This window comes from Sporomusa sp. (genome assembly GCF_057736855.1).
In genome coordinates this window covers 1-2,423 of record NZ_JBYKYF010000098.1, presented here as the reverse complement: position 1 = coordinate 2,423, position 2,423 = coordinate 1, and the positions used below count along the sequence as shown (strand labels likewise).

4 protein-coding genes are annotated in these 2,423 nt (G+C 39.4%); 2 read left to right on the top strand and 2 right to left on the bottom strand.

Going from position 1 to position 2,423, the window contains the following annotated elements; genetic code table 11:
• Nucleotides 1-548 precede the first annotated feature (548 nt).
• Nucleotides 549-944: a hypothetical protein gene (locus AC29Z1_RS08280; protein WP_488270987.1), complete on the bottom strand. Its 396-nt coding sequence runs from the start codon at nt 942-944 to the stop codon at nt 549-551.
• 129 nt (nt 945-1,073) lie between these two features.
• Between AC29Z1_RS08280 and AC29Z1_RS08275 the strand changes: the two genes are divergently transcribed.
• Complete coding sequence (locus AC29Z1_RS08275; RefSeq protein WP_488270986.1) at nt 1,074-1,394, top strand: YbaB/EbfC family nucleoid-associated protein; 321 nt, start codon at nt 1,074-1,076, stop codon at nt 1,392-1,394.
• Nucleotides 1,395-1,406: 12 nt separating this feature from the next.
• On the top strand, nt 1,407-2,006 hold the full coding sequence (locus AC29Z1_RS08270) for a hypothetical protein (RefSeq protein WP_488270985.1): 600 nt from the start codon (nt 1,407-1,409) through the stop codon (nt 2,004-2,006).
• Nucleotides 2,007-2,122: 116 nt separating this feature from the next.
• Here the strand turns inward: AC29Z1_RS08270 and AC29Z1_RS08265 are convergent.
• On the bottom strand, nt 2,123-2,423 hold a 301-nt coding region (locus AC29Z1_RS08265), incomplete at its 5' end, for a DUF2148 domain-containing protein (RefSeq protein WP_488270984.1).

Below are 2,423 nucleotides of genomic sequence, written 5' to 3'. Positions count from 1 at the left end.
CCCCATCATCACAACAAGCAAAAAACAATAGAATGATGATTATGATGATAATAATCCAACCGCCACCAAATGCTCCACAACCGCCAAAACCACGTCCCATTTTCATTTCCTCCTTTTTTCTTTTATCAGTAAAGAGTTTCACTCTCTTTACTGTAATATATGATTATTGTACTTTTTTTGTCACTTTCGGTTCTGTCGTATGGGGTTGGTATGTACATTTAAAAACATTAGGCAAAATTTGTTGCTCATTGGTCTAGCTTATCTCGTTTGCTAGACTTGTTTAAGATATAAGATAATTGTAGAACACGCTTTACAGCGTGTTCCGGATATAAGTAGTGTCATTAAAGCGTAGTATCATCACAATCAAAAAAGAATAGTAATAGGATAATGATGATAATCCAAATACCATTAAAACCATGACGACCAAATCCACACCGCGACATGTAAACAACCTCCTTACTTATCTGGATGAGGGCAAAGTATCGCCCACCCTACTCCAATATATACGTTTATGTTGTAAATGTTACTCAATCTCCTTAAATCGCTTATTAATTTCCGTTTTCAAACAATCTTCTAATTCTTTTTGGAGCCTCACTTGCGACTTTAACCGATTGCATAGTATTGTCAAGAACCTCTGTAATATTACGAATTTTATCTACAGTAGACGACATGAAATCAATTCGTCTATCCATGGAAAAGCTTTCTGACGATAATAGCAAGAGTATTACTGCTAATTGCATATTGAAATCGGGGTTTTGTATGATTTTTCGAAACATAGCGGCTGGACCGCGTGAACTTGATTTTTTTTTCGATGGTTTAGCTGGCAAGACCACCGGTACGGTTTGCGGCGTCTGATCATTTGTTTCAATAGAATCTTTCGTATTATTTACCGGCCTCTCTACAGGCGGCAACCCTGCGTTTTGGCGATATTTTCGCATGCGCATAACTTCCACCACCCTTCACAAATGATTTTCTAATCCAATATATGAAATATAGGAGTATTTGGAGTTTGGACACTCACAAAAATTAATTTTACTGAATAAATTGGATAGAAACATAGGAGGTGCATAACAGTGTTTGAACAGTTTGGTAATATTATGGAAATGGTAAAAAAGGTTCAGCAAAGCGTTGATGCTGTTCAGGAAGGGCTAAAACGCGAACGTATTGAAGTCTCAAGCGGCGATGTTGTTAAAATTATTGTTAATGGCCAACAAGAACTTATTGCTATTCAATTAAACAGCAAATATTTAACCGCCGACAACGCAGCATTACTACAAGATTTACTGTTAGCAACAATCAATAGTGCATTGGCTAAGTCACGTGATTTGAATCAAGCAGCTATGAGTAAATTGGCTGCAGACTTGAACCTGCCGAAAATTCCTGGCGTTTTTTAAGGAGGCGTTTTTATGCCGAAAGACACTGACACCACAGGGTCTACGTCACTGCTCGGCTCAATCGCCCGAATGCTTGATGCCAGTGTTACCGCGGGAGCAGGATTTGATAACCTAGTTACTGTTTTATCACTGTTATGCCTATTATCCATAGTTAACCGCGAGCATACTTATAATCCACCCCAACAAACTCAAACTACAAACAACAGTAATCCGCTACATAAATTGCTGGGCGATCTTACCAAAGGCGGTGGCGAAAGTGGTAGTGGATTTTCACCAGATTCTTTACTGTCACTTCTACCGCTATTAAGCAATCCACAGTTAAAATCTAAGCTCAATCCCAGTACTATGGGCAGTGTTCTTGGATTGTTAAGTAATCTTAGTGGTCTAGCTGGTAACAGTAATTCGCAGGAAAAGTCCAAACCTGAAGTAAAAGTAGAACCCAAAGTCGAAAATTCCAAACAATCGCCAGAACCTTCGTCACCTGTGGTTGAGGCTCATGTGCAGCAGTCTGTACCCAAACAACCGTCATTACCAGCTCAAAGCGTTGAAGATGGCGATGAGTCAGAAGGAAAAAACTACGGACGCTACTTAAATTGGAAAAATAATTTTTAGCAAAAATTCAAGCCCCAAGCTTTTGGCATAAGCCAGTGCCCGTTAGTGTTAGTACTGTTGGCAATAAAAAACAGGGAATCATTCGTACGAATAATTCCCTGTTTTTTATTGATAATTTAAGTTCGATCGAAAAAGGGACTCTTTCCAGAAATACTCAGTGGAATTCCATAAGCAACTTTTACATCTTCTTCAAATAGGTCGAGATTTAATGCTGCGCGACCAATAGTGAACATAATTCTGTTATCAATGTGATGGTGAGCCGCTACACTGACGGCCGATCCGATGGCTATCCCCAGATCGCCGATACTAATTGCACACAGTCCTGAATGCTCTACATTCTCTTTGCAATTAGCGTATCCACAATAACCGCAGGGTTGCACGCCAAGAGGTTTGACTTTTTGACCCATTAAGACAGCC